This is a genomic window from Amycolatopsis sp. NPDC114505 (assembly GCF_055633615.1).
Genome location: NZ_JBVKDV010000002.1, coordinates 1 through 18,542 on the forward strand (window position 1 = coordinate 1; position 18,542 = coordinate 18,542).

The 18,542-nt window shown below is 71.4% G+C and carries 21 protein-coding genes and 1 rRNA gene; 7 read left to right on the forward strand and 15 right to left on the reverse strand.

The features are described 5' to 3' along the window. Nucleotides 1-92, forward strand: a 5S ribosomal RNA gene (rrf, locus tag ACZ7OU_RS17950); the annotation flags it as partial. A gap of 407 nt (nucleotides 93-499) precedes the next feature. Here the strand turns inward: rrf and ACZ7OU_RS17955 are convergent. Next, nucleotides 500-1,711, reverse strand: coding sequence for a L,D-transpeptidase (locus tag ACZ7OU_RS17955; protein ID WP_470255956.1), 1,212 nt, complete (start codon nucleotides 1,709-1,711; stop codon nucleotides 500-502). Between the two features lie 105 nt (nucleotides 1,712-1,816). Then, nucleotides 1,817-2,686, reverse strand: a complete 870-nt coding sequence (locus ACZ7OU_RS17960) for a patatin-like phospholipase family protein (RefSeq protein ID WP_470238967.1) — start codon at nucleotides 2,684-2,686, stop codon at nucleotides 1,817-1,819. A 70-nt stretch (nucleotides 2,687-2,756) separates the two neighbouring features. On the opposite strand from ACZ7OU_RS17960, the gene ACZ7OU_RS17965 reads away from it, so the two are divergent. The 3 genes from ACZ7OU_RS17965 to ACZ7OU_RS17975 all read left to right on the forward strand — a co-directional run bounded on the left by ACZ7OU_RS17965 (nucleotide 2,757) and on the right by ACZ7OU_RS17975 (nucleotide 5,119). Further along, complete coding sequence (locus ACZ7OU_RS17965; RefSeq protein WP_470255957.1) at nucleotides 2,757-3,698, forward strand: LysR family transcriptional regulator; 942 nt, start codon at nucleotides 2,757-2,759, stop codon at nucleotides 3,696-3,698. Nucleotides 3,699-3,797: 99 nt separating this feature from the next. After that, the gene (locus ACZ7OU_RS17970) at nucleotides 3,798-4,361 is read left to right on the forward strand and encodes a papain-like cysteine protease family protein (RefSeq protein WP_470255958.1); all 564 of its coding nucleotides are present in this window, start codon (nucleotides 3,798-3,800) and stop codon (nucleotides 4,359-4,361) included. Beyond that, a complete protein-coding gene (locus tag ACZ7OU_RS17975) occupies nucleotides 4,358-5,119 on the forward strand; it encodes a hypothetical protein (RefSeq protein WP_470255959.1) in 762 nt (253 codons plus the stop codon). The genes ACZ7OU_RS17970 and ACZ7OU_RS17975 overlap by 4 nt, the downstream gene beginning before the upstream one ends. 46 nt (nucleotides 5,120-5,165) lie before the next feature. Here the strand turns inward: ACZ7OU_RS17975 and ACZ7OU_RS17980 are convergent, their stop codons facing one another. The 4 genes from ACZ7OU_RS17980 to ACZ7OU_RS17995 are packed head-to-tail and all read right to left on the reverse strand — an operon-like array spanning nucleotide 5,166 to nucleotide 8,377. After that, nucleotides 5,166-5,813, reverse strand: a complete 648-nt coding sequence (locus ACZ7OU_RS17980; RefSeq protein WP_470255960.1) for a DedA family protein — start codon at nucleotides 5,811-5,813, stop codon at nucleotides 5,166-5,168. 46 nt (nucleotides 5,814-5,859) lie between these two features. Then, nucleotides 5,860-6,861: a lipoyl synthase gene (gene lipA / locus ACZ7OU_RS17985; RefSeq protein WP_470255961.1), complete on the reverse strand. Its 1,002-nt coding sequence runs from the start codon at nucleotides 6,859-6,861 to the stop codon at nucleotides 5,860-5,862. A 25-nt stretch (nucleotides 6,862-6,886) separates the two neighbouring features. Continuing rightward, nucleotides 6,887-7,837, reverse strand: a complete 951-nt coding sequence (locus tag ACZ7OU_RS17990; protein WP_470255962.1) for an oxidoreductase — start codon at nucleotides 7,835-7,837, stop codon at nucleotides 6,887-6,889. 18 nt (nucleotides 7,838-7,855) lie between these two features. Further along, nucleotides 7,856-8,377 (reverse strand): hypothetical protein, encoded by a 522-nt coding sequence (locus ACZ7OU_RS17995; protein WP_470238960.1) that lies wholly within the window; start codon nucleotides 8,375-8,377, stop codon nucleotides 7,856-7,858. Between the two features lie 131 nt (nucleotides 8,378-8,508). Here ACZ7OU_RS17995 and ACZ7OU_RS18000 point away from each other — a divergent pair, with 131 nt between their 5' ends. Both ACZ7OU_RS18000 and ACZ7OU_RS18005 read left to right on the forward strand, forming a co-directional pair. Next, the gene (locus tag ACZ7OU_RS18000) at nucleotides 8,509-9,120 is read left to right on the forward strand and encodes a TetR/AcrR family transcriptional regulator (protein ID WP_155541882.1); all 612 of its coding nucleotides are present in this window, start codon (nucleotides 8,509-8,511) and stop codon (nucleotides 9,118-9,120) included. A 5-nt stretch (nucleotides 9,121-9,125) separates the two neighbouring features. Next, nucleotides 9,126-10,061, forward strand: a complete 936-nt coding sequence (locus tag ACZ7OU_RS18005; RefSeq protein ID WP_470255963.1) for an LLM class F420-dependent oxidoreductase — start codon at nucleotides 9,126-9,128, stop codon at nucleotides 10,059-10,061. Between the two features lie 39 nt (nucleotides 10,062-10,100). On the opposite strand, the gene lipB is transcribed toward ACZ7OU_RS18005, so the two are convergent. From lipB to lpdA, 7 genes are read right to left on the reverse strand one after another with little or no spacing between them, the layout of a single operon-like run. Further along, entirely contained in the window at nucleotides 10,101-10,844 is a 744-nt protein-coding gene (gene lipB / locus ACZ7OU_RS18010) for a lipoyl(octanoyl) transferase LipB (protein ID WP_470238958.1), read from the reverse strand. Continuing rightward, a complete protein-coding gene (locus ACZ7OU_RS18015; RefSeq protein ID WP_470238957.1) occupies nucleotides 10,841-11,464 on the reverse strand; it encodes a phosphatase PAP2 family protein in 624 nt (207 codons plus the stop codon). The genes lipB and ACZ7OU_RS18015 overlap by 4 nt, the downstream gene beginning before the upstream one ends. After that, the gene (locus ACZ7OU_RS18020) at nucleotides 11,461-12,336 is read right to left on the reverse strand and encodes a TIGR01777 family oxidoreductase (RefSeq protein WP_470255964.1); all 876 of its coding nucleotides are present in this window, start codon (nucleotides 12,334-12,336) and stop codon (nucleotides 11,461-11,463) included. The genes ACZ7OU_RS18015 and ACZ7OU_RS18020 overlap by 4 nt, the downstream gene beginning before the upstream one ends. Then, a complete protein-coding gene (locus ACZ7OU_RS18025; protein WP_470255965.1) occupies nucleotides 12,324-12,755 on the reverse strand; it encodes a hypothetical protein in 432 nt (143 codons plus the stop codon). Before ACZ7OU_RS18025 ends, ACZ7OU_RS18020 begins: the two co-directional genes overlap by 13 nt. Beyond that, a complete protein-coding gene (locus ACZ7OU_RS18030; protein WP_470255966.1) occupies nucleotides 12,743-13,288 on the reverse strand; it encodes a serine hydrolase in 546 nt (181 codons plus the stop codon). The genes ACZ7OU_RS18025 and ACZ7OU_RS18030 overlap by 13 nt, the downstream gene beginning before the upstream one ends. A gap of 10 nt (nucleotides 13,289-13,298) precedes the next feature. After that, entirely contained in the window at nucleotides 13,299-15,068 is a 1,770-nt protein-coding gene (sucB, locus tag ACZ7OU_RS18035) for a 2-oxoglutarate dehydrogenase, E2 component, dihydrolipoamide succinyltransferase (RefSeq protein WP_470255967.1), read from the reverse strand. A 55-nt stretch (nucleotides 15,069-15,123) separates the two neighbouring features. After that, on the reverse strand, nucleotides 15,124-16,497 hold the full coding sequence (gene lpdA / locus ACZ7OU_RS18040; protein WP_470238953.1) for a dihydrolipoyl dehydrogenase: 1,374 nt from the start codon (nucleotides 16,495-16,497) through the stop codon (nucleotides 15,124-15,126). 182 nt (nucleotides 16,498-16,679) lie between these two features. Here lpdA and ACZ7OU_RS18045 point away from each other — a divergent pair, with 182 nt between their 5' ends. Further along, entirely contained in the window at nucleotides 16,680-17,024 is a 345-nt protein-coding gene (locus ACZ7OU_RS18045; RefSeq protein ID WP_155541890.1) for an oxidoreductase, read from the forward strand. On the opposite strand, the gene ACZ7OU_RS18050 is transcribed toward ACZ7OU_RS18045, so the two are convergent. Together ACZ7OU_RS18050 and ACZ7OU_RS18055 are read right to left on the reverse strand one after the other, a co-directional pair. Further along, nucleotides 17,021-17,473 (reverse strand): GNAT family N-acetyltransferase, encoded by a 453-nt coding sequence (locus ACZ7OU_RS18050; RefSeq protein WP_470255968.1) that lies wholly within the window; start codon nucleotides 17,471-17,473, stop codon nucleotides 17,021-17,023. The two genes, ACZ7OU_RS18045 and ACZ7OU_RS18050, sit on opposite strands and share 4 nt — an antisense overlap. A 10-nt stretch (nucleotides 17,474-17,483) precedes the next feature. Next, nucleotides 17,484-18,536: an SMI1/KNR4 family protein gene (locus ACZ7OU_RS18055; RefSeq protein WP_470255969.1), complete on the reverse strand. Its 1,053-nt coding sequence runs from the start codon at nucleotides 18,534-18,536 to the stop codon at nucleotides 17,484-17,486. Nucleotides 18,537-18,542 lie beyond the last annotated feature (6 nt).

Consider the following 18,542-nt stretch of genomic DNA (forward strand, 5'->3'; position numbering starts at 1 on the left):
CGCCCGGTCCCATTCCGAACCCGGAAGCTAAGCCTGATAGCGCCGATGGTACTGCAACCGAAGGGTTGTGGGAGAGTAGGACACCGCCGAACTTAATTTGGAGAAGGGCCTGGGCCCGGTTGAGACGCAAGTCTCCCGGCCCAGGCCCTTTTTCATGCCCGGACGACATCGTGTCGTCCACCTGGGTACGCGTGTCGTCCACCTGGGTACGCGTGTCGGCCGGCTGGGTACGCGTGTCGTCCGTTCAATCACGCGCGTCGACTCCCCAATCACGCCGATGACGGCCCGCGGCACACAAGCCACGCGCCGGCCGCCGGGCTGATGCCCGCCCAGTCACGCGTGATGCCTCCCTGATCACGCATGATGCCCCTCCAGACACGCGCGATACCCCGCCAGGCACACGCGATGCCCTCCAGATACAGCCACCGCGGACATGAAGAAGGGGCCAGGAGCTGTGCTCCTGGCCCCGACCAAACGGTGGCTTACTTCAACAACAGTCCTACTTCAGGGCCGAGCCGGCCTGCCAGTCGGCCCAGGACTTGGACCAGTCGCCGTACAGGTCCCACACCGGGAGCTGGGGGCCGCCGGAGTTGGTCACCTCGACGACGTCACCCAGGCCCATGTTCTGGAAGAACCACTGGGCGTTCGCGCCGTTGAGGTTGATGCAGCCGTGGGACACGTTCGAGCTTCCCTGCTGTCCCACGCTGTTCGGGTTCTCGTGGACGAACTCGCCGTCGTTGGAGATCCGCTCCGAGAACTTCTCGTTCGAGCGGTACGCCTTCGGGTCGGGCGGGCAGACGCCGTACGTGCACGAGTCCATCGTGTAGTTCGCCTGCTTGTCCGAAATGACGTGCGCGCCCAAATGCGTCGGAGTCGCGTCCTTGCCCATCGAGATCGGCATGGACTTCACCATCGCGCCGTTGTGGAAGATCTGCATCTGCTCGGTGTTCCCGTCCGCCTTGGCGATCCAGGAATCGTGCACCTTGTACGTTTCCGTGCGATCCTCCGCACCGAAGACACCGTTGCCGAAATCGACGCCGTAGATCTTGGCCGTCACCTTGAGTGTCGTGCCGGCCTTCCAGTACTCCTTCGGCCGGTAGTGGACGTTCGAGTCGTCGATCCAGTACCAGCTGCCCTCCTGCTTCGGCGTCGACTCCACCGTGAGGGCCTTCTCCACCGCCGCCTTGTTCTTGACGGCGATCTTGCCGAAGCTGAACACGATCGGCTGGCCGACGCCGACACCCGAGCTCGCCACCGCGGACGGCGCCGGGATCAGGTTGGCGTTCGCCTGCTTCTTCGGCGCGATCGTGGTGATCTGGTTGTCCTGCTCGATCGGCTTCCCGTCGGCGCCCTGGGCGTGCGCGACGATCTTGTACGTCGCGCCGTAGCCGAGCACGTCGCTCGAGGTCCAGCTCGCCCCGTCACCGGAGAGCTTGCCGCCGACCTTGGTTCCCTTGGCGGTGTTGGTCACCGTCACGTCGAGGAGTTTCCCGTTGGCCGCCTTGACGACGATCGGCGTCGACGGGTTCACCCCGGTGCCGTTCGCGGGCTCGAACGAGACCGCGACCGGGGACGCGGCCGCCGACGCGGAGCCGGGCGCCGGCGTCCCGTCGGCGGGTGAACCGCCGTCGCCGTCGGACGAGCAGGCGGAAAGCAGCAGTGCTCCGGCGAGGATTCCGGCCACCGAAAGTAAAATCTTCTTGGGGAGCATATTATCTCTTTTTGGGAAATTGGGATCGGCGGGCATTCGTCATCAAAACCTACGCGATAGCGATGACGTTCTTCCCGGCGGATCGGTGCATCGACGTGACGCGGATCACGTGACGACGAGGCCCGGTGCCCCGTAAAGTCCCGGCCCGCTCACGGAGATCCCGTCGAGGAACTCGCGAGCGGCCGAGTACGCCTCTTCCGCCAGTGCTTCGGTGTGCCCGAAATCGAGCGGGTTCACACGCACCGGTGCCGGTCCCGGCAGGTACACCACCGGCACCCGCCCCGCCGCCAGCGGCGCTTCCAGCACGGCCTGGTTCCGCATGCTGATCATCGCGGTGAACATCATCACCTCGGCGATGGTCCGCGGCGCGGCGGGCATCTTGCCGGGGAACGCGCAGTCGAGCACCACGAGCGACTTCGCACCCATCGCCAGCGCCTGCCGCATCGGCACGTTCGCGACGAGCCCGCCGTCGTAGAGCAGCCGCCCCTCGTGCTCCACCGGCGGGAAGATCCCCGGGATCGCGCAGCTCGCCAGCAACGGCTCGAGCAGCCGCCCGGACCGGATCAGCAGCGGCTCGGCGCTGTCCACCTGGGTCGTGACGACGCCGAGCGGCAGCGCCAGGTCCTCGAAGCGGGTCTCGGCGCCGACGTGGTCGGCGATGATCGTCGTCAGGCCGCTGTTGGGGAACAGGTGCGTCTTGCTCTGCGTCAGCGTCCGGACGCGGCTCAGCACGCCGCCGGGGAACGCCTCGGCGCGCGTCATGTGCGCCCAGATGCCGTGCAGGCGCGCCAAAGCGTCGTCGCCGGGCAGGGCCAGCACCGCCGCGTTGAGCGAGCCGACCGACGTGCCCGCCACCAGGTCCGGCGCGACGCCGGCCTCGGTGAGCGCGCGCAGCATGCCGACCTGCATGGCGCCGAGGCTGCCGCCCCCGCCGAGGACGAACCCGATCGGCCGGGGAAGATCCGCGAGACTCATACCGCCGAATGTAGTAAGCCCGACTTTCGCAGGTCGTGCCGGCCGGGAAGACGGCGTTAGCCTGCTGGGCGTGGCCGAGCTGGAGCTGCGGCATCTCAGGGCCGTCCGCGCGGTCGCGGACGGCGGCAGCGTGAGCCGCGCCGCGACCGTCCTCGGCGTCAGCCAGCCCGCGCTCACCGCGCAGCTCAAGCGGATCGAGCGGATCCTCGGCGGCGACCTGTTCGTCCGCGGCCCCAGCGGGGTGCGCCCGACCGAGCTCGGCCGGTTCGTGCTCGCCCGCGCCGACGCGCTGCTGTCGGACATGCAGGCCCTCGTCGCCTCCGCTCGGCAGCACGGGGAAGGCGTCGCCGAGACGCTCAAGATCGGGTACGTGCCGCTGCTCATCATCGGCCGGTTCATCGAGGAGCTGGGGGAGCTGGCCCTCGACGTCCAGACGTACGCCGAACCCGCGTCGCTGACCCTGCTCAAGCTGCTCTCGACCGGACGGGTCGACGTCGCGCTGCTGGAACGCTTCGACGGCACCGAGTCGCGGCACTTCGCCGGCCTGACCGTGCGGACGCTGGCCACCGAACCGATCTTCGTCGGCATCGCCGAGGGGCACCCGGCGATCCGCGACGGCGTCGTCGATCTGGCCGACCTGGCCGGCTGTGACTGGATTCTCCCGCCACCGCACGAAAACTGCGTGCGCGTGCGGTTCCTGCAGGCGTGCGCGGCCGCCGGGTTCACGCCGCGGGTGCGGCACTTCACGTCGGAGGCGGGCACCGCGGGCACGCTCATCGCGCAGGGCGCCGTCTGCCTTGCGCAGGCGGCTTCGGCGCCGCCGCCGGGTCTCGTGGCGCTGCCCCTGGCCGGTGACCCGCTATGGACGACGCTGTTGTTCGCGACGCGGGAGGACGACGCCCGCACGCCGTCGACCGACCGGGTGTTCCGGTGCGCGGAAGTCGCCTATACCGCGTCCCGGCAGCGGAATCCGCACTTCGCGCGCTGGTGCGGGCTGGCGCCTGCCCGATAGGCGGCATAACGCCGGTGTTATCCCCGCTGGGATTACTGCCCGGCGCGGCAACGGGAGAAGCTCACGAAGTCCCCACCTGTTGCCGACAAGGAGCAACGAATGCACTTCAGACGAGCAATGGCGCTCGGCGCGCTGTGCGTGGCCCTCACCGGCCTGCTCTCCCCGCCCGCGAGCGCGACCACCGAGGCGACCACGCTGTCGATCAGCCAGCTGGTCCAGGAGCAGAACCAGTGGTGCTGGGCCGCGAGCGGCCTGACCATCGCCCGGTTCCTCGGCTACGGCGCGAACGTCAGCCAGAACACCTTCTGCGACTACTCGCGCGGCTACCCGGCCGGATCACAGTGTCCCAACCAGGCCGGCGAGCTGACGTACGTCCAGCGCGGGTACCAGGCGCTCGGCCTGCGGCCCGGCACGGTGACCAGCGCGCTCAGCTTCGCGTCGGTGCAGACCGAAATCGGCGCGCGGCGCCCGGTCGAGACCGGCATCTACTGGACCGCCGGCGGCGGGCACGCCCAGGTGATCTACGGCTACGACGCGAGCGGGCTCGTCTACTACGGCGACCCGTGGCCGAGCAGCCAGCGCTACAGCGCGATGGCGCACTCGAGCTACGTCCGCAACGGGCAGTTCCAGTGGGCGCAGTCCCTCTACCGGATCGGGGCATGAGCATGAACCTCTTCCGTGGACTCGCAGTCGTGGTCGCCGGTGCGGCCCTGGTGCTCGGTTTCGGTGGCACGGCCTCGGCCTCACAGCCTTCGCCCGGCGAGGTCACCGCCGCGGTCAAGGCGGCGGACGCGCAGCTTTCGGCGTTCTTCGGCCAGCTCGACCGGCGGGCGGGCGTCGCACAGGCGGGCGTCGCGCAGGCGCCAAAAGTGGACGGCTCGCCGCAGCCGGTCTATTCGCTGGACCCGGCTTTCGTCGCCGGTAAGCCGGGCGCCGCGCCCGCGTCGTTCGCGTTCTACGCGGTGCGCGCGTCGGCCTCGACCGGGCGGCAGGCCACCGTGTGGGTGGCGCCGGAAGCGGGTGGCTGGGCCGCGACCAACTTCACGACCGGCACCGAGGAGCTGACCTACCCGGCGCAGGCCGGTGGCGACCTCGTGTTCACCGAACCGCAGGTCAACGCGTGGTACCGGGTGCGCGACGGCCGCGTGCTGGCGCTCAACGACCCGGCTCGCCAGCGGGTCGGCGACGGCGTGACGCTGGCGGCGTACCAGCAGCTGGTGCACCGGCTCTACGGCGACAAGCTGCCCGGGTCGGCGTACCGGGCGCAGGGCAAGCTCGGCGGGTACGACCTCGCCGCGCCGGCCCCGGCGCCGGTTCCGTCGCCAGGCACCGGATCCTGGCCGTTCGTCGCCGGTGGGGCGCTGCTGGCGCTCGGCTTGGTCGGCTGGGCCACCGGCAAGGCGGCGCGCGCCCGCCGTTGACGCCGGGAGGGTGCGGCTCGGAACCCGGGCCGCACCCTCGTGGCGTTCAGGGGACGCGCTCGGGCTCGGGTTCCGGCGTCGCCAACGCCTTGCGCTTCTTCAGACGCAGCAAGAAGAACACCCCTACAGCGGCGAGCACGCCGACCACGATGAGCCCGCCCGTGTTCAGCACGCCCTCGATGCGCTTCGCCGCTTCGCCCAGGGCCGCGCCGATGCTGATGTGGACCAGCGACCAGCAGAACGCGCCCGCCGCCGCGGCCGGGAGGAACCTGCGGAACGGCAGCCCGGACGTGCCCGCCGCGGCGGGGGTCAGGGTGCGGATCACCGGCAGGAACCGGGCGAAGAACACCGCCCACGCGCCCCGGCGCTCCAGGACCGATGTCGCCTTGTCCCACGCGTCGAGGCCGTACTTGCGGATCAGTTTCGTCTCGCGCAGCCGGGGCCCGAACCGGCGGCCGATCAGGTAGCCGAGCGCGTCGCCGGCCGTCGCGCAGAGCGTGACCACCAGCCACAGCACCACGAACCGCGCGACCGTGGTGGCCGTCGTCGCGGCGATGAGCAGCCCGGACTCGCCGGGGGCGAGGAAACCCAGCCCGATCGTGCACTCGGCGAACACCAGTCCGCCGGTCGCCGCGACGAGCCCCGGCTCCGGGAGTCCTTGCAACCAGCTGAGGAGGTCCGAAACCAGGGCCATGTCGCCCCACTTTACCGATCCTTTAAGGATGGTGGGGTGACGTGCGTCACCGTGCCAGCAGCGACGTCGCTTCCTGCGCGGCCGGGCCTTCGGCGGTCAGGTGGGCCAGGTTCTCCGGCAGGACCTCGCCGCGGTGGGCCTTCGTCTGGGCGTAGAGGCGTCCCGCGCGGTACGACGAGCGCACGAGCGGACCGGCCATGACGCCCGCGAAGCCCAACGCCTCGGCGGCCTGGGAGTGCTCGACGAACTCCTCGGGCTTGACCCAGCGGTCGACCGGGTGGTGCCGCGGGGAGGGGCGCAGGTACTGGGTGATCGTCAGGATCTCGCAGCCCGCGTCGACCAGGTCCTGCATCGCCGGCGCGACCTCGTCGGGCGTCTCGCCCATGCCGAGGATCAGGTTGGACTTCGTCACCAGGCCGGCTTCGCGGGCGGCGGTGATGACCTCCAGGGACCGGGCGTACCGGAAGCCGGGGCGGATGCGCTTGAAGATCCGCGGCACCGTCTCCACGTTGTGTGCCAACACCTCGGGACGCGAGCTGAACACCTCGGCCAGCTGGGCGGGGTCGGCGTTGAAGTCCGGGATCAGCAGCTCGACGCCGGTGCCCGGGTTCAAAGAGTGGATCTGCCGGACGGTCTCCGCGTACAGCCACGCGCCGCCATCGGGAAGGTCGTCACGGGCGACACCGGTGACCGTCGAGTACCGCAGACCCATGGCCTGAACGGACTCCGCGACCTTCCGCGGCTCGGTGCGGTCCAGCTCGGCCGGCTTGCCCGTGTCGATCTGGCAGAAGTCGCAGCGACGAGTGCATTGGTCGCCACCGATCAGGAAAGTGGCTTCACGGTCTTCCCAGCACTCGTAGATGTTGGGACAACCGGCCTCTTCGCACACCGTGTGCAGACCCTCGCGACGCACGAGACCCTTGAGCTCGGTGAACTCCGGCCCCATCCGCACCCGCGTCTTGATCCACGGGGGTTTCTTCTCGATCGGCGTCTCGCTGTTGCGGACTTCGAGACGCAGCAGTTTCCGGCCTTCAGGAGCAGCACTCACGCCCTCAACCGTACGCCCGTCCGGGCTACGCGGGATCGGGGGTGACGCCGGTCAACTTCGCCGTGAGCTCCCACAATGCGGACCCCAGCGGCTCGAGGCGCGCGGTGGCGAGCGTCGGCACCTGCACCGGGTAGCCGCGCAGGTTTCCGAGCCCTCGTGGAGCGAAATACGAACCCCCGGAGACGCCGTCCGCCGTCGCCGCGTAGAGCTGCGGGAGGGCGCCGATGCGTGGCCCCTGGGCGAACAGGACCTCGCCGACGCGGTGGCCGCCGGCGATCAGGGACCGGACCACCGGGTTCGAGTACGAGCGCGCCATGCCGCTGCCGAGCCCCGTCGCGGTGTAGCCGGGGTGGGCGGCGACGCTCAGGATCTCCGAGCCGGCCGCCCGCAGGCGCCGGTCCAGCTCGACCGCGAACACCTGGTCGGCGAGCTTCGACTGGCCGTACGCGGCGGCCGCGTTGTAGCGGCGGTGGTCGCCGTTCGGGTCGTCGAGGTGGATGCGGGCGCCGGTGGCGGCGAGGCTCGACAGCGTGACGACGCGGGCGTGCGATCCGCCGCGCAGGGCCGGCATCAGCAGCCAGGTCAGCGCCGCGTGGCCGAGGTAGTTGGTGCCGAACTGCAGCTCGAAGCCGTCGGCGGTGCGGCCGCGGGCGGTCGCCATCACGCCGGCGTTGTTCATCAGGATGTCCAGCTTGTCGCCGGTCAGGTCCCTGGCCGACGCGGCGGCCGCGCGCACCGAGGCGAGCTCGCTCAGGTCCAGTGGGATGAGCTCGGGCCCGGTGCCCGCGGCGGCCGCTTTGACGATGTCCAGTGCCTTCGCCCCGCGTTCGGCGGAGCGGCAGGCGAGGAGCACGCGGGCCCCCTTGCCCGCGAACACCTCGGCGGTGCGCAGCCCGAGCCCCGAGTTCGCCCCGGTGACCAGGACGGTCCGGCCGGTCTGGTCGGGGATGTCGGCGTCGGTCCAGCGCTCCGTCATGCGTGTACTAAACCCTGTTCACGCCGAGGGCGCGAGCAGGCGCCGCAGGTGTCCCATGACGGGACGGCGGCGGGCGGGCTCCTCACGGCTCGTGCGCAGCAGCGCCTCGAGCGCGTGACCCACCTTGACGATCTCTTCACCCGGCTCGCGCGGGTCGGCCAGCCCGGCCGTGACGGCGAGCATCCGCAGCTCACCTTCGTGCATGCGGCGCAGCGACGCGTGCCGCTCGTAACCCCCGTCGAGCACCGCGCGCAGCGTCTCGTGCTCTTCGACGGCGGACCGCCACGCGCGGGTGACGGCGTCGACGTGGTCACCGAGGCCGTCGGCGTCGTCCGGGTCGGTGACCTCGGCGCGCAGGCGGCCGCTCAGCGTCCTCGTCCACTGGTACTGCAGGGCCAGCAGGACGTTTTCCTCGGTGCCGAAGTGCTCCTCGGCGCCGGGGATCTCGTCGAGCGGCAGCGGCGCGCCCGGGTTGCGGGCGGCCAGGCGGACCGTGGCGTCGAGGATTTCCTGACGCCGGTAGAAGTCTGTCCAGCTCATCGTGGGGCTCCCCTTCCGTGGCCCGGGTCATACCGCGGGTCTGCGGCATACTCCCGGTACGGACCTGACCCGGCGAACATACCATGAGTATGGAGAGATCCTCCGGGCGTAAGGTTGTGAAGGTGGCGACAATGAGGTCCAGGCGACTCGACTATTCCGAGTCGACGCGGTCGGCGTTGGTCGACAGCGCGGTGGAACTGTTCACCAAACGCGGTTACGCGGGTACCTCGCTCGACGAGATCGCCAAACGCGCCCGTGTCACGAAGGGTGCGCTCTACCACCACTTCAGCGGCAAGCAGGCCCTCTTCGAGGCCGCTTTCGACCAGGTCGAAAGCCTCGTCTACGACCGGCTCGACAAGATCATGACCGGTGAGGGCTCGCCGTGGGAGCGGGCGCTCGGCGGGCTCAACGCGTTCATCCGCGCCTGCCTCGACCCGGCCTACCAGCGGATCGCCATCCACGAGGCGCCGGTCGTCATGGGCTGGGAGCGCTGGCGCGAGGCCGAGGAGCGGTGCAGCTTCGGGCTCGTCCGGTCCGGCCTGCAGTCGCTGATCGACGCCGGCGAGGTCGAGCCGGTGCCGGTCGAGGTCACCGCGCGGCTGCTGTTCGGCGCGCTGTCGAGCGCGGCGACCGAGATCGCCAGCTCGCCGGACCCGAAGAAGGTCGGCGCCGAGATCGAGGACGTGATCGTCCGCATGCTGGTACGGCTGCGGCGCACGGAGCCCGACGTCTCTATAGGCTGACTTTCGTGGACTTGAGGATCTTCACCGAGCCCCAGCAAGGGGCCAGCTACGACGACCTGCTGCGCGTCGCCAAGGCGACCGAAGCCGCCGGCTACGACGCCTTCTTCCGCAGCGACCACTACCTGAAGATGGGCTCGGCCGACGGCCTGCCCGGCCCGACCGACGCGTGGATCACCCTGGCCGGCCTGGCCAGGGAGACGAGCCGGATCCGGCTCGGCACGCTCGTCACCGCGGCGACGTTCCGGTACCCGGGCCCGCTCGCGATCTCCGTCGCGCAGGTCGACCAGATGTCCGGCGGGCGCGTCGAGTTCGGCCTGGGCGCCGGCTGGTACGACGCCGAGCACGAGGCGTACGGCCTGACGCTGCCGCCGCTGAAGGAGCGTTTCGACCGCTACGCCGAGCAGCTCGAGATCATCACCGGGCTGTGGAAGACGCCGGCGGGGGAGACGTACTCCTTCAAGGGCGACTACTACACGCTGAGCGACTCGCCGGCGCTGCCGAAGCCGGCGCAGCACCCGGCGCCGCCGGTGATCATCGGCGGCGGGGGCAAGAAGCGCACCCCGGCGCTGGCCGCGCGGTTCGCCGACGAGTTCAACCTGCCCTTCGCCGACCAGGATGTCGCGGCGGCGCAGTTCGCCCGCGTCGAGGCGGCGGCCCACGAGATCGGCCGCGACCCGAAGGAGATCCTGCGCTCGGTCGCGCTGGTCGTCGGCGTCGGGCGCGACGACGCCGAAGTCGCGCGCCGGGCCGAGACGCTCGGTCGCGACGTCACCGAGCTGCGGGCCAGCGGCCTGGCCGGGACGCCGGCCGAGGTCGTCGACCGGATCGGGCAGTGGCGCGAGAAGACCGGGATCACCCGGGTGTACCTGCAGCTGCTGGACCTGTCCGACCTGGACCAGATCGACCTGATCGCCGCCGAGGTCGCACCCCAGCTGGACTGATCGCGAAATGGGCGCCTCCCGCCGGGGAGGCGCCCATTTTCAGTTCTGGAGCGCGAAGGTGACGCCCGGCGCCTTCGGGGCTTCGGGGCGGGGGAGCCAGCGGTCCTCGCTCACCGGCAGCTCGCCTTCGAGCGCGGCCAGGACGGCGTCGCGGGCCAGCGGGAGCACCGCCTCCACGCTGACGTCCCGCTGCAGCTCGTAGGACAGCGACGTCACACCGGCGTCGCGGATTCCGCACGGCACGATCGTGTCGAAGGCCGACAGGTCGGCGTTGCAGTTGAGCTCGAAGCCGTGCATCGTCACGCCGCGCTGGACGCGGATGCCGATCGCCGCGATCTTGCGTTCGATGCCGCGTTCGTCGGCCGGGATCCAGACGCCGCTGCGGCCCTCGACGCGGCCGGTGCGCACGCCGAGGGAGTCGCACACGTGGATCAGCGCCTCCTCCAGCCGCCGCACGTAGTGCACGACGTCGATCGGGTCGCCGAGCTTCACGATCGGGTAGCCGACCAGCTGGCCCGGGCCGTGCCAGGTGATCTTGCCGCCGCGGTCGACGTCGATCACCGGCGTGCCGTCGGCCGGGCGGTCGGCGGGTTCCGTGCGCTTGCCCGCGGTGTACACCGACGGGTGCTGCAGCAGGAACATCGTGTCCGGCGCGGTGCCGTCGGCGCGCTCGGTGAGCCGGCTCCGCTGGAGCTCCCAGGCTTCGGTGTACTCGATCGTGCCGAGCTCCCGGACGTCGACGGGCTCGGTGGTGGCGCGGCAGGAGGTGCGGGAAGAACTCACCCGTCGAGGCTACGCCCGTCACCCGGGGGAAGCAGCCGCAAGGCGCACGCTGAGAGCAGTCCGACACCGGCCACCGCCAGCACTGCTCCGATCGTGTCGGTGACCCAGTGCACGCCCAGCACGACGCGGCAGGCAGCGCACAGCACGACCGCCACGACGACCGCCACCGCGACCCGGCGGACCAGCCGCGGCCACAGCCACGCGCACAGTAGGAGCAGCACGAACCCCGTGCTCGCGACCGACACTACGTGCCCGCTCGGGTAGCTCAGGTCCGGGTAGTCGCGCGGGCGCTCCCGCAGGAAGAGCGGCTTGAACACCAGGCTCGTCAGCCGGCACAGCACCAGCACGACGGCCAGCCGCACGCACAGCCCGAGGTGCTCGCGCCGCCGCAACGCCAGCGCGAGCAACGCGGCGCCGAGGACGAACGGGAGCACCGGCCCGAGGACGTCGCTCCCGCCCTGCGCCACCCGGCCGAGCGGCTCCGCGTACACGCCGTGGAGCGCGTTCGCGACTTCGACGTCGAGGGTCAGCGGCTGCCGCGCCACGCTCAGGCCGAGCACGACGAACGCCGCCGCGAGTACCACGCCGACGACGAGCCAGCGTTGCAGCGGAACGCTCATGCCGCTGCGAGCGCGCTGTCCAGGGTCCGGTGCCGGAACTCGTACCCGGACCGCTCCAACGCGGCCGGCACGGCCCGCTGCCCGAACAGCGCCATCTCCTCGCCGGCCTGGCCGAGCACGGTCTTGAGCGCGATCCCGGGCACCCACCACGGCGCGGGGCGGTGCAGGGCCCGCCCGACCGTGCGGGTGAACTCGGCGTTGGTCACCGGCGCCGGGCCGCTGAGGTTGACCGGGCCGGCCAGGTCGTCGTGGGTGAGGGCGTGGACGATCGCGCCGACCTCGTCCTCAAGGGCGATCCACGCCATGTACTGCCGGCCGTCGCCGAGCCGCCCGCCCAGGCACAGCTGGAAGAGCGGGCGGAGCGTGCCGTACAGGCCGCCCTTGGCCGAGAGCACCAGCCCGGTCCGCAGATTCACGACGCGCGCGTCGCCCGCACCCGCCGTCGCCGCTTCCCAGGCTTCGCAGAGCTCGGCGAGGAAACCGCCGCCCCGGGGTCCCGATTCGTCCACAGTGGACTCGTGCGTGTGGCCGTAGTACCCGACGGCGGAAGCGTTGACGAGCACCCCGACACCGTGTTCGGCGACGGCCTCGGCGAGCACCTCGGTCGGCTCGACGCGGCTGTCGATGAGCTCCTGCTTGCGCATCGCGCTCCAGCGCCCCGGGAACAGCGGCTTGCCACCGAGGTTCACGACGGCGTCCACGCCTTCGAAGGCGCCGTCCGCGATGGTGCCGGACGGCGGGTCCCAGCGGAATTCGCCGCCTCCGCGCGCCTCGCGCCGCACCAGGGTGCGGACCTCGTGGCCGTCGCGCCGCAGGCGGTCGCCCAGCGCCGACCCGATCAAGCCGCTCGCTCCGGCGATCAGTACTCGCATGGGTCGATCGTCGCCCATCCCGGTCCGGGCCGCACGCCCAGGTCTCGCGCGAAACCCGGCAGGTCGGCGAGGATCACCGAGCCCAGCTCGGCGAGCGGGACCTCGGGGAAGTCCGTTCCGGTGAAGAACATCGCGACGGTCCCACCGGCCGCGGAGAGGCCGAAACCGCGGCTGCGGGGCAAGGCGCCGCCCTTGTAGCGGACGTCCCCGCCGAGTTTGCCGCACGCGAGGGCGGCCGCGGCGGTGTCCGCGGTGACGAGGTGGCGGTGGAAGGCGAAGAGCCGCGCGGCCGTGCCGTGCGCGGTCTCCCGCGTCCAGTCCCACTCGGCTTCGGCGGAGAGCGGCTCGCCGCGCACGCGCTCGAGGACCTCCCGCCGGAACGCGGGATCGCCGGTGAAGCACGCGGTCAGGTCCGGCACGCCGGGGTAGAGCGAGCGGAGGGTTTCGCCGCAGAACCACCGAGGTCGGCGTCCGGCCAGCCGCCGGCCACCGCGGCGGTGCTCAGCGCGTCCGCGCCGAGCCGGGCGCGGAGGTAGTCGGCGGCCGCGTTGTCGCTCTCGGTGATCATCGCCGTGGCGATCGCGTCGAGCGGGACGCGCCGGCCGGGCTCGTGGGCGACGCCGTACTCGTCGCAGGCGACGCCCAGCGAGGTCAGCGCCCGGTGGTGGGCACCGGCGCCGATCGGGCCGTCGCCGTCGAAGGGGTGGAACGCGTCCCAGTCGCCGACGCGGACCCGCTCGGCCGGGTCGAGCGCACCGCCGGCGACCGCGGTCGTGTAGGCGAGCAACGGGACGACCTTGATCGTCGAGGCCAGGACTCGCGGCACCTCGGCGTGGTGGGCCAGGTGGTGCCGGCCGTCGTCCGCCACGACCGAGACGGCGTCGCAGTGCGCGGACAGCCAGGCCCGGAACGCCGTGAAGGGCCCCTCACCAGCGGATGAGGAGCCCTTCACGGTCGGGCACTCAGAGGCCGAGCTCGTCCTCGAAGTTGCCTTCTTCCAGGCGCTGCTTGATCGTCATCAGGAAGCGGCCCGCGTCGGCGCCGTCCACCAGGCGGTGGTCGTACGTCAGCGGGAGGTACGCCATCGACCGGATGGCGATGGTGTCGTTGCCGTCCGCGTCGGTGGCGACGATCGGGCGCTTGACGACCGCGCCGGTCCCGAGGATGCCGGACTGCGGCTGCACGATGATCGGCGTGTCGAACAGGGCGCCGACACTGCCGATGTTCGTGATGGAGAACGTGCCACCGGACAGCTCGTCGGGCTTGATCTGCCCGGAGCGCGCCCGGCCCGCCAGGTCGGCGATGCGGTGCGCGATACCGGCCAGGCTCAGCTCGCCCGCGTCGTGGATGACCACCGAGAGCAGGCCGCGGTCGGTGTCCACCGCGATGCCCAGGTGCACGGCACCGTGGTAGGTGATCTCCTTCGTGTCCTCGTTGTAGGACGCGTTGACGTTCGGGTGCTGCTTGAGCGCCTCGACGGTGGCCTTCGCGAAGAACGGCAGGAACGTCAGGTTGACGCCCTCGCGCTCCTTGAAGCCCGCCTTCGCCCGCTGCCGCAGCTTGGCGATCTTCGTGACGTCGACCTCCTGGACCTGCGTGAGCTGCGCGGCGATCTGCAGCGACTCGCGGGTCTTGGTGGCCGTGATCTGGCGGATCCGGCTGGCCTTCTGCACGGTGCCGCGCAGCGCGGCGAGCTCCGCCGACACCGCGGGTGCCGGACGCGCGGCGGGCGCCGACGGGGCGGCAGCGGCGGCCGGAGCAGCAGCAGCCGGAGCCGGAGCCGGAGCGGCGGCCGCCTTCTGCTTCTCCTCGGCCGCGGCCAGGACGTCCTGCTTGCGGATCCGGCCGCCGACGCCGCTGCCGGTCAGCGACGCGAGGTCGATGCCGTGCTCGGACGCGAGCTTGCGGACCAGCGGCGTGACGTACGGCCCGTCCGCCGAGCTCTCCTTCGCCGCGGCCGGCTCGGCCTTCGGCTCCGGCTTGGGCTCGGGCTTCGGTTCCGGCTTGGACTCCTGGACCGGCTCGGGCTTCGGCTCGGGCTTCGGCTCCGGCTTGGGTTCCGGCTTGGACTCCTGGACCGGCTCGGGCTTGGACTCGGCCTTCGGCGCCGCGTTCGCGTCGCCGATCACGGCCAGGACGCCGCCGACCTCGACGGTCTCGTCCTCGCCCGCGCGGATCTCCAGCACCGTGCCGGCGACCGGCGACGGCACCTCGGTGTCGACCTTGTCGGTGGAGATCTCGAGCAGCGGCTCGTCGACCTCGACCGAGTCGCCGACCTGCTTCAGCCAGCGCGTGACGGTGCCTTCGGTGACGCTCTCGCCCAGCTCGGGCAGCTTCACCTCGGTGCCTTCACCCCCGGCGGCCGGCGCGGTGTCCGGCTTGCTCGGGGCGCTGTCCTGGGCCTGCGGCTCGGGCTCGGGCTCCGGTTCGGGCGCGGACTCCTCCTGCGCGGGCGCTTCCTGCGCCGGTGCGGAGGATTCGGGCGCGCCACCGGAACCGTCGTCGATGACGGCGAGCTCGGCGCCGACCTCGACGGTCTCGTCTTCGGCGGCGCTGATCTTCACGACCGTGCCCGCCACCGGGGACGGAACCTCGGTGTCGACCTTGTCGGTCGAGATCTCGAGCAACGGCTCGTCGACCTCGACGGTGTCGCCCTCCTGCTTAAGCCACCGGGTGACGGTGCCTTCGGTGACGCTCTCCCCGAGCTCCGGCAATGTGACGGAGTAGGCCATCGTTCGCTGACTCCTCTTCCAAGTTCTGCGTGGTCTGGATTCTGCTGGTGGGACGTCAGCTGTGCACGTGCAGCGGCTTCCCCGCGAGGGCGAGGAACGCTTCACCGAGGGCCTCGGTCTGGGTGGGGTGCGCGTGGATGAGCGGCGCGACGTCTTCGGGGAAAGCCTCCCAGCTGTAGATCAGCTGCGCTTCGCCGATCAGCTCGCCGACGCGGTCGCCGACCATGTGGACCCCGACGACCGGGCCGTCCGGGGCCTTGACCAGCTTGACCCCGCCGGAGGTCTTGAGGATCTGGCTCTTGCCGTTGCCGCCGAGGTCGTAGGTGAACGTCGTGACGTCGGCGCCGTACTTGTCCTTCGCCTGCGACTCGGTCAGCCCGACCGACGCGACCTCCGGGTGGGAGTAGGTGACCCGCGGGATGCCGCTCTCGTCGATGACGCGCGGGCTCTGCCCGGCGATCTCCTCGGCGACGAAGATGCCCTGCTGGAAGCCGCGGTGCGCGAGCTGCAGGCCGGGGACGATGTCGCCGACGGCGTAGACGTTGGGCAGGTTGGTGCGCAACCGCTCGTCGGTGATGACGAAGCCGCGCTCGATCTTGACGCCGGCCTCCTCGTAGCCGTGGCCCGCGGAGTTCGGCCCGCGGCCGACGGCGACCAGCAGCAGGTCGGCCTCGATGGTCTCGCCGGACTCCAGCGAGACGCTCACGCCGTTGTCGTCCTGCTTCGCGCCGGTGAACCGGACGCCGGTCTTGAAGGCGATCTTGCGACGGCGGAAAGCGCGCTCGAGCTGCTTGGACGCGAACTCGTCCTCGTTCGGGACGAGCCGCGGCAGCGCTTCCACGATGGTGACGTCGACGCCGAAGGAGGCCCAGACGCTGGCGAACTCGACGCCGATGACGCCGCCGCCCAGCACCACGACCTTCTTGGGTACGTAGTCCAGGGAGAGGGCCTGCTCGCTGGCGATGACGCGGCCGCCGAGCTCCAGCCCGGGCAGCGTGCGCGAGTACGAACCGGTGGCGAGGATGACGTTCTTGCCGGTGTGGCGGGTGCCGTCCACCTCGACGGTCGTGCCGCCGACGAACGTGCCGCTACCCTCGACCAGGTTCACCTTGTGCGCCTTGGCCAGGCCCTGCAGGCCCTTGTACAGGCGGGAGACGATCCCGTCCTTGTACTTGTTGACCCCGGCGATGTCGATGCCTTCGAACACGGCCTTGACGCCGACCGCCTCGGCTTCGCGGGTTTCGTCGGCGACCTCGGCCGCGTGCAGCAGGGCCTTGGTCGGGATGCAGCCCCGGTGGAGGCAGGTCCCGCCGAGCTTGTCCTTCTCGATCAACGTGACGGAAAGGCCCAGCTCGGCCGCGCGGAACGCCGCGGCGTAGCCGCCCGATCCGCCTCCCAGGATCACGAGGTCGGCGGAGGTGTCGGTCACTTCAATAGCTCCTCGGCAAGCAGTGGGGTGGTGCTCTGTTGTCGCCCGTGCCCGGTATAACCGCGCGCGCGACACTCGCCATCTTGTCACTACGCCGGGCGGGGCTGCGAGCTAGCCGGGTGTGCGACACCGACCACACGCGGACATCGGGATAATGAGTGGGGAAAGTCTCGGGAGGGAAGGTGGTCGCGGTGGGGTTGTTCGACTCGCTGCGCAGGCGCGCCAAGGGCGGGCAGAAGGCCGGTACGCTGCGGAAAGCCAGCTCCGAGGATACCCATCACCTCGACGAGTGGGCGGCGTCGCGGCGGGGTGTCGAGGCCTTCGTCGAGCCGAAGACGAACGTCACCGAGACCACTGTGGTGTTGATCGCCCACGACGGTGAGTGGACCCGCCGCCGGATCGGCAGCCTGGAGGCGGCCCAGCAGTTCGGCCACCGCCGGTCGATCCCGGTGTACGAGGTCGCGCGGGTCGGCTACCCGAAGCGCATGCGCGAGTACACCGAGCGCAAGAAGCGCGGCCAGGTCTAGAGCTCGAGCCGGCCGACGACCTCGCCGTGGTGGGTCTGGCCGGTGGGGCGGAAGCCCAGCTTGAGGTAGAAGTCCGCCGGACCGCCCTCGGCCGGGATCCACAGCACCGTGACGGCCTTTTCGCCGCGTCTTCGCGCCTCCTCGAGGACGGTTTCGACGGCGAACCGGCCGAGGCCGCGGCCCTGGACGCAGGCGCCGACGTTGAGCCGCCAGATCCCGCAGCGGAAGAAGTCGAGCTCGGCTTCCCGGTTGAAGCCGCCCATGACGAAGGCGACCGGTTCGCCGTCGTCGAGGATCAGCCGCGGCCAGGCGATCTCCGGCTGGGCGTAGGCCTCCGCGAGCGAGACGGCGACGGGTGCGACGAAGGCCTTCTGGTGCGGTTGGACGGCCAGCTGGCACGCCGCGGCGACGTTGTCCGGGGTGATCTTCTCCACGGTGAGGGTGGTCACCCGGACCAAGCTAGCCTGCCTGGGCGAGCAGCGCGGCGTGCCGGACCAGCGCCGCACGGAACGACGGGTGGACGGTGCTGCCGAGCACCGGGTCGACCTCGACCACGTGCGACGCCGAGAGCAGCAGCACCGCCGGTTCGGCCAGGATCACCACGCCGTTCTCGGCCCGCAGCTCCGCCGTGCCCAGCAAGCGGGGGAAGACCACGTCCGCGGGCAGGCCGTCGCAGGTCCGGAGGAAGTCGCGGTGATCTTCCGGCAGCTCGACGCCGAGCCGGAGTTCGGCCGAGCGGATCGCCGCTTCGGAGGCCGGGGGCGGGAGAGTGGACCGGCTGCGCAGGAGCGGTGCGGTGGGTGCGCTGCCCGGGGCCGCGCCGAGCCGCGGTCCGGCCGCGCCGCGCGGGAGCGGTTCGCCCGCCCCTCGCAGCCGCATGATCTCCGCGATCAGCTCCGGCCAGGTCCCGAGCTCCGCCGGGTAGCGCTCGTGCAGCGCCGCGACCAGCGCGCCCGCGCACGCCGGCGCCCAGTCGCGCAGGCCCAGCGGGTCCGCGCCGGCCACCAGCGCGGGAGCGAGCGCGCGGGTCGCCGCCAGCGTCGCCACATCCGGGCGCTGGCCGGCCAGGGACGCCCACAGTGCGAGGTCGCCGTCCGCGAGGGCCGTGCGGATGCGGTCCGGGCGAGCCGGTGTGACGCGCTTGACCACCTCCGCGATCGGGCCGGGCGGCAGCACCCCGTCGAGGTCGGAGACCGGTTTCCGCAACGACGCCGTGTGCAGGCGCTCCTCGGCATCGAGATCCAGCGGGGACAACCCCGAGGCCCAGTCCGGACGGCTGCCGCGGGCTTCGAACAGCATCGCCCACGCGCGAGCCCGCACCGGTGCCGCGGCGAGCGCGTCCACCGTCCGTTCCGTGCGGGCGAGCCACTGCTCGACGAGCCGGTCGGCCTCGTCGAGCGCGCCGGTGACGGCGAGCAGCAAGGCCGCGTACCCGATCTGGTCGTCGAGGACCGGTTCGGTGGCGGTCAGGACGTCCCGGACCGCCGACTCGAGGTACTCACCGGCGTCCATCCCCCG

Excerpts from the sequence above, each read along its gene's own strand:
- ACZ7OU_RS18015 (WP_470238957.1), bottom strand. The coding sequence starts at position 11,464 with ATGAGCGTTCCGCTGCAACGCTGGCTCGTCGTCGGCGTGGTACTCGCG.
- ACZ7OU_RS17995 (WP_470238960.1), bottom strand. The coding sequence starts at position 8,377 with ATGAGCTGGACAGACTTCTACCGGCGTCAGGAAATCCTCGACGCCACG.
- ACZ7OU_RS18055 (WP_470255969.1), bottom strand. The coding sequence starts at position 18,536 with ATGGACGCCGGTGAGTACCTCGAGTCGGCGGTCCGGGACGTCCTGACC.
- ACZ7OU_RS17960 (WP_470238967.1), bottom strand. The coding sequence starts at position 2,686 with ATGAGTCTCGCGGATCTTCCCCGGCCGATCGGGTTCGTCCTCGGCGGG.
- ACZ7OU_RS18020 (WP_470255964.1), bottom strand. The coding sequence starts at position 12,336 with ATGCGAGTACTGATCGCCGGAGCGAGCGGCTTGATCGGGTCGGCGCTG.
- ACZ7OU_RS17955 (WP_470255956.1), bottom strand. The coding sequence starts at position 1,711 with ATGCTCCCCAAGAAGATTTTACTTTCGGTGGCCGGAATCCTCGCCGGA.
- ACZ7OU_RS17990 (WP_470255962.1), bottom strand. The coding sequence starts at position 7,837 with ATGACGGAGCGCTGGACCGACGCCGACATCCCCGACCAGACCGGCCGG.
- ACZ7OU_RS18000 (WP_155541882.1), top strand. The coding sequence starts at position 8,509 with ATGAGGTCCAGGCGACTCGACTATTCCGAGTCGACGCGGTCGGCGTTG.
- sucB (WP_470255967.1), bottom strand. The coding sequence starts at position 15,068 with ATGGCCTACTCCGTCACATTGCCGGAGCTCGGGGAGAGCGTCACCGAA.
- ACZ7OU_RS17970 (WP_470255958.1), top strand. The coding sequence starts at position 3,798 with ATGCACTTCAGACGAGCAATGGCGCTCGGCGCGCTGTGCGTGGCCCTC.
- ACZ7OU_RS17975 (WP_470255959.1), top strand. The coding sequence starts at position 4,358 with ATGAGCATGAACCTCTTCCGTGGACTCGCAGTCGTGGTCGCCGGTGCG.
- ACZ7OU_RS17980 (WP_470255960.1), bottom strand. The coding sequence starts at position 5,813 with ATGGCCCTGGTTTCGGACCTCCTCAGCTGGTTGCAAGGACTCCCGGAG.